The sequence below is a fragment of the Vibrio sp. 2130-1 genome (assembly GCF_033339515.1).
Map to the genome: position 1 here is coordinate 1 of NZ_JAWOUT010000357.1, position 653 is coordinate 653.

Below are 653 nucleotides of genomic sequence, written 5' to 3' on the forward strand. Positions count from 1 at the left end.
TACTGGTTTGCATGATGAGATAGCGGTGCAAGATATCGGTATAGATAATCTCACCGCGGCAGATGGCTTGGCAGTTGGTCGTCCTTCTGGTTTTGTTGGGCGAGCCATGGAGCGGCTAATTGATGGTTACTACACCGTGACGGATGAACGTATGTATCAGCTTTTAGGAGAGTTGAGCGAACGAGAAGGCATCAATTTGGAGCCCTCTGCATTAGCCGGAATGATGGGCGCGGTGCATGTCTCGAGTTCTCTACACTACCAGACTCGTTTACAGCTTACGGATGAACGTTTGAAAAATGCCACACACTTAGTTTGGGCGACCGGGGGAGGGATGGTGCCAGAAGCTGAAATGTCAGCTTACTTGGCGAAGTCTGGTCGTTAGAGCGTCCTTCAAATTTGTTGAGTTAGTCAATGAAAAAGCTCCTCCGAAGATGAGCTTTTTAGTCTTACTTATAGAGATTGAAGCAACTGGTAGTAACGACCGTGTTGAGCGAGTAGCGTTTGATGGTCGCCTTGCTCAATGATCTCGCCCTGTTCCATAAGGCAAATGTTGTCCATGTTCTCTAATTCGATGAGTCGGTGAGTGATGAACACAACCGTCTTGTTGGCAAAATACTCGTTGAAAAGCGACATGATTTTTTGTTCGGTACGCT

1 protein-coding gene and 1 pseudogene are annotated in these 653 nt (G+C 47.2%); one reads left to right on the forward strand and one right to left on the reverse strand.

Translation table 11 applies throughout. From position 1 onward, the window contains the following. On the forward strand, positions 1-382 hold a 382-nt coding region (locus tag R7Q09_RS26205; protein WP_318143951.1), incomplete at its 5' end, for a pyridoxal-phosphate dependent enzyme. Between the two features lie 68 nt (positions 383-450). On the opposite strand, the pseudogene R7Q09_RS26210 reads toward R7Q09_RS26205, so the two are convergent. Further along, a pseudogene (locus tag R7Q09_RS26210) lies at positions 451-653 on the reverse strand (cysteine/glutathione ABC transporter ATP-binding protein/permease CydC); the annotation flags it as partial.